The sequence below is a fragment of the Desulfosarcina sp. genome (assembly GCF_041551955.1).
GTDB lineage: Bacteria > Desulfobacterota > Desulfobacteria > Desulfobacterales > Desulfosarcinaceae > Desulfosarcina.
This window is the reverse complement of the sequence record NZ_JBFELV010000410.1, coordinates 1-4,661: the sequence shown is the minus strand read 5'-3', so window position 1 is coordinate 4,661 and position 4,661 is coordinate 1. Positions and strand designations below refer to the sequence as shown.

5 protein-coding genes are annotated in these 4,661 nt (G+C 57.5%); all 5 read left to right on the top strand.

All coding sequences use genetic code 11. The features are described from left to right. The coding region (locus tag ABYV26_RS21315; protein WP_372683375.1) for an ABC transporter substrate-binding protein at positions 1 to 1,090 on the top strand (1,090 nt) is incomplete at its 5' end. A 114-nt stretch (positions 1,091 to 1,204) separates the two neighbouring features. Next, positions 1,205 to 2,101, top strand: a complete 897-nt coding sequence (locus tag ABYV26_RS21310; protein WP_372683374.1) for a branched-chain amino acid ABC transporter permease — start codon at positions 1,205 to 1,207, stop codon at positions 2,099 to 2,101. 114 nt (positions 2,102 to 2,215) lie between these two features. Continuing rightward, positions 2,216 to 3,163, top strand: a complete 948-nt coding sequence (locus tag ABYV26_RS21305) for a branched-chain amino acid ABC transporter permease (protein WP_372683373.1) — start codon at positions 2,216 to 2,218, stop codon at positions 3,161 to 3,163. Next, a complete protein-coding gene (locus tag ABYV26_RS21300) occupies positions 3,164 to 3,913 on the top strand; it encodes an ABC transporter ATP-binding protein (protein WP_372683372.1) in 750 nt (249 codons plus the stop codon). It abuts the gene before it with no gap. Beyond that, positions 3,901 to 4,596, top strand: coding sequence for an ABC transporter ATP-binding protein (locus ABYV26_RS21295; RefSeq protein WP_372683371.1), 696 nt, complete (start codon positions 3,901 to 3,903; stop codon positions 4,594 to 4,596). The genes ABYV26_RS21300 and ABYV26_RS21295 overlap by 13 nt, the downstream gene beginning before the upstream one ends. Positions 4,597 to 4,661 lie beyond the last annotated feature (65 nt).

Here is a 4,661-nt window from a genome sequence, read left to right as displayed (position 1 = left end):
GGCCACTTACACCAACGATGTCCGGGATGCCTTCAAGCTGGAGGTCGACAAGATCAATGCCGCCGGCGGCGTTCTGGGCCACAAGCTCGTCTTCACCACCCGGGACAGCAAGTTCAAGGTCGATATCGGCCTGTCGGCCGCCAAGGAACTGATCTATCGGGAGAATGTGGACATCCTGATGGGGACGATCAACAGCGCCCTGGCCCTGGCCATTTCCGATCTGGCCGCAAAAGAGAAGATCCCATTTTTCGCCACCTTTTCCAAGAGTGCCAAAATCACGGGCGAGAAGGGGCACCGCTATGTCTTCTCGGTCACCGAGAATACCGCACTGGCCGGCAAGGCCGGCGCCGTGGGGCTGGCCAAACGGCCTTATAAAAAGTACTGGATTGCCGGCGACGATTACGAGTACGGCCATGCCGTGGCCGACGGCGTGTGGGACAACCTCAAGCAGCTGCGTCCGGACGTGGAACTGCTGGGCCAGTCCTGGTGGAAAGTCGGCGAGCCCGATTTTACCCCCTATATCACGGCGATCCTGTCGGCCAAGCCCGATGCAGTGATCATTGCCACGGGCGGGCGCGATTGTGTGCCCTTTCTCAAGGCGGCCAAGGCCACCGGCTTCAACGAGCGGGTGCCGTTTTTCATGCACACCGCCACCGAGCTGTCCACCCTGAAGCCCCTGGGCCTGGAAGCGCCGGAAGGGGTTATCGGCACCTCCAACTACTTTTTCTACTATCCCGAAACTGAGGCCAACCGGCAGTTTGTCGCCGAGTTCAAACAGGCTTACAACCGCGAACCGGCGGTGGGTGCCGTCTACGGGATGCTGACCGCCAAACTGATCTCCCAAGGCTACCTCAACGCCGGCAAGGTGAAAACCGAGGCGTTCATCGACGCGGTCGAAGGGCTTACCGTCGACAGCCCTGTCGGCCCGGTGACCATGCGTGCCTGCGACCACCAGGCCACGCTACCCATGTTCATGGGCGTGACCAAGAAGGTGGCCGGTTACGACTTTTTGATGGCTACGGATATCGTCACGATTCCCGGCGAGGAGGTCATGCCGAGTTGTGAGGAGATTGCCGAATCACGTAAATAGTGCCCACCCATAAACGGTCTTTTTGCCCGATATCTGCTTTATCGAACATATAAAATTCAATTCCCGCACCCATTTTCGTGTGCGGGAACACAAGATTCCGAGATAGCGATCGGTATGGAATTTTCCGCTACGGTAAACTTTTCGGCGCTGATGCAGCAGGTCCTGGTCGGCCTCAGCCGAACCACGATCCTCTTTATCGTGGCCTCCGGCCTGAGCCTTGTGCTCGGCGTGCTGCGGATCCCGAATGTGGCCCACGGATCCCTGTATATGACCGGTGCCTTTGTGACTTACACCGTGGCCACGCTGTTCGGCCAGAGCGCCCTGGGTTTCTGGCTGGCCCTGATCGTGGCCCCGCTGGTGGTCGCGCTGCTGAGTTTCTTGGTGGAGCGGGCGGTGTTCTGTCATCTGTATGAACGCGAGCACATGATGCTCCTGTTGTTTACCTTCGCCTTTTCATTGGTGATCGGAGATCTGGTCAAGCTGGTCTGGGGCTCTGATTACCGCAGCCTGGTCGCACCGGTGTTTTTGCAGGGGTCCTTCTCCATCTCCGGTTTTCCTTTTCCGCGCTACAACCTGTTCCTGCTGGTTATCGGCCCGCTGGTGGCCGCCGGCCTTTGGTTTTTGACCAACAAGACCAAAATCGGGAAAATTGCACGCGCCGCTGCCGTCGACAGGGAGATGGTCGGTGCCATCGGGATCAATGTCAGCTGGGTGTTCGCCGCGGTATTTGTTATCGGCTGCTATTTAGCGGGACTGGGCGGCGCACTGGTGGCCCCCACCCAGAATATCACCCAGGGCATGGATCACGCCATCATCATCGAGGCCTTTCTGATAGTTATCATCGGAGGCCTGGGAAATATTTGGGGCGCCCTTCTCGGCGCATTGATTTTCGGCCTGACCGATTCGATCGGGATTCTGTTATGGCCGCAGTTTGCGATCGTCTTCCCCTATGTGGCGGTGGTCACCGTACTGCTTTTTCGCCCGCAAGGGCTGCTTAAATCAACCTGGTAGAACCGTTCAAGGTTCAGAGGTTCAGGGTTCAGGGGGGCTCTTCAACCTGCCTATGAGCAAGGTCACCAATAAATGCAACTCAAAACCTTTGAACATTTATAATCAGAGGAACCTTTGTTTAAAGCCCTGTTCGACGCAAAGACATTGATTTCATGCTCAGTCCTGCTGGCATTACTGCTGATGATGCCCCAGTTCCTGCCGCGGTTTTACGTCTACCTTTTCGCGCTGATGTTCGCCATCGCGCTCTTGGCGACCAGCCTCAACCTGGTGCTTGGCTTCGGCGGCATGTACCAGTTCCACCATGCGGTGTTTTACGGGTTTGGCGCCTATGCCTTTGCTCTTTTTGTCACCAAATCCGGCCTGCCCCTGTGGATCGGCTATGTCATCGCCCCTTTTTGTTCCGCTGCACTCGGACTGGTGCTGGGGTTGATCACCGTGCGGTTGAACCGGCTCTACTTCGGCATGCTGCAAATTTCGCTCGGTTCCCTGGTGTGGGCCATTACCTATCGCTGGTATTCATTCACCGGGGGCGATGACGGTATCCACGGGATTCCCTTGCCGGACCTGGTCGGGTCGTCCACCGGGGCCTACTATTTTAACCTGATCGTTGCCGCAACCTGCCTGCTGTTGATGTACACCATCGTCAATTCGCCCTTCGGCCGGATTTTTCAGGGAATCCGTGATAACCCCGAACGCTGCCAGGCCGTCGGGGTCAATGTTCAAAAGCAGCAGCTGACAGGCCAGGTTTTGGCCGCTTTTTTCGCGGGGGTGGCGGGTACGCTCTTCGTGACCGTCGAAGGGTCCGTGTTCCCGGACCTGATGTTCTGGACGCTCTCCCTGGAGATCCTGATCATGTGCCTGCTGGGCGGCTGGTTTATCTTTCTGGGCCCAGCCCTGGGCGCCGCCATCATCATCAGCCTGAGAACCTTCGTAGGGATCTACACCGAATACTGGACCCTGATTCTGGGCATTGTTTTGATGCTGCTCATTTTCTTCCTGCCCGAAGGCGTCCTGGGCCTGTTTCTCAAAAAAGCCGATCCTGCCGCAAAGGGGGAGGGGTAAATGCTGCATGTCGAATCCCTAGTAAAATCCTTTGATGGATTCATGGCGGTCAACGGCGCCACGCTCAAGGTCGAGAAGGGGGATGTGGTTGCCGTGATCGGGCCCAACGGCGCCGGCAAGACCACCTTGTTCAACCTGATCAGCGGCCAGCTGCCACCCACCGCCGGCAACATCTGGTTCAAGGACGAGAATATCGCCGGCCTGGCGTCCCATCGGGTTTGTCGCAAAGGTATCAGTCGATCCTATCAGGTGGTCAATATCTTCCACCGCTTGACCGTGTTCGAGAATGTCCAGGTCGCCGTTCTTTCCTACCAAAAGAAAACCTTCAATCTTTTCAAGCCGGCCAAGCTCATGGCGGTCGAAGAGACCCGCGAGATACTCGACAGTGTCGGCCTGCTCGGCAAGGCGGACATGATCAGCGGGGCGCTGTCCCATGGCGATCAGAAGGTCCTCGAGATCGGGATTGCCCTTGGCAACCGTCCCGAACTGCTCATCCTCGACGAGCCTACCGCCGGCATGTCACCCGAAGAGACGGCAGTGACGCTGGGTCTGATGAAACGGTTGTCCGGGGAGCTGGGCTTGACGATCCTCTTTTGCGAACACGACATGGGCATGGTGTTCTCCATTGCCAACCAGATCATGGTGATGCAGCACGGGGGGACGATCCTCCAGGGCTCACCAGAAGACGTGCGCAGCAACCAGCAGGTGCGCGAAGCCTATCTTGGAGGTGCAGACGAATGCTCCGTGTAGAAAATATTCACACCTTCTACCAGTTGAGCCACATTCTTTTCGGCGTTTCCCTCGAGGTCGGTCAAGGGGAAATCGTCTGCCTGCTGGGGCGCAACGGAGCGGGAAAAAGCACAACCATGAAGAGTATTATGGGCTTGACGCCCCCGAAAAAAGGGGTCATCGAATTCAAAGGCACGGTTTGTACCGGCCAGAAACCGTATCTGATGGCCCGCATGGGCATCGGCTTTGTCCCCGACGACCGCCGGGTTTTCGCCGATCTCACCGTCGGTGAGAACCTTGAGATTTCCGAGCGGAACGTTCAGGAGGGTGGATGGCACAAAGACCGGGTGTATGATTTTTTTCCCGCGCTAAAGAGAATTGACGGCCGCCGGGCCGGATTCCTCAGCGGCGGTGAACAGCAGATGCTGACCATTGCCCGGGCGCTGATGACCAACCCGGATTTCATCCTGCTCGACGAACCCACAGAAGGGCTGGCCCCCCTGATCGTGAATATGCTTGAAGAGCAGATCGCCCGTCTCAAGGAAAGCGGGCTGACCGTTCTCCTGGCAGAGCAGAACCTCGAGGTCGCCCTGCGGCTATCCGACCGCGGTTATGTCATCGACAACGGGGCCATCCAGTATCATGGCACCCGTGACGATCTGAGCTGCAACGAGGCGGTGCGTAACAAATATCTGTGTGTCTGAACTGCGACGGTGAGTGCTGATAGGGTTCCAGGGTTCGAGGATTCAAGGGGTCGAGTGAAAAAGCG

What these genes read in the sequence shown, in the direction of transcription:
- ABYV26_RS21310 (WP_372683374.1), top strand. Translation starts at nt 1,205, where the DNA reads ATGGAATTTTCCGCTACGGTAAACTTTTCGGCGCTGATGCAGCAGGTC.
- ABYV26_RS21300 (WP_372683372.1), top strand. Translation starts at nt 3,164, where the DNA reads ATGCTGCATGTCGAATCCCTAGTAAAATCCTTTGATGGATTCATGGCG.
- ABYV26_RS21295 (WP_372683371.1), top strand. Translation starts at nt 3,901, where the DNA reads ATGCTCCGTGTAGAAAATATTCACACCTTCTACCAGTTGAGCCACATT.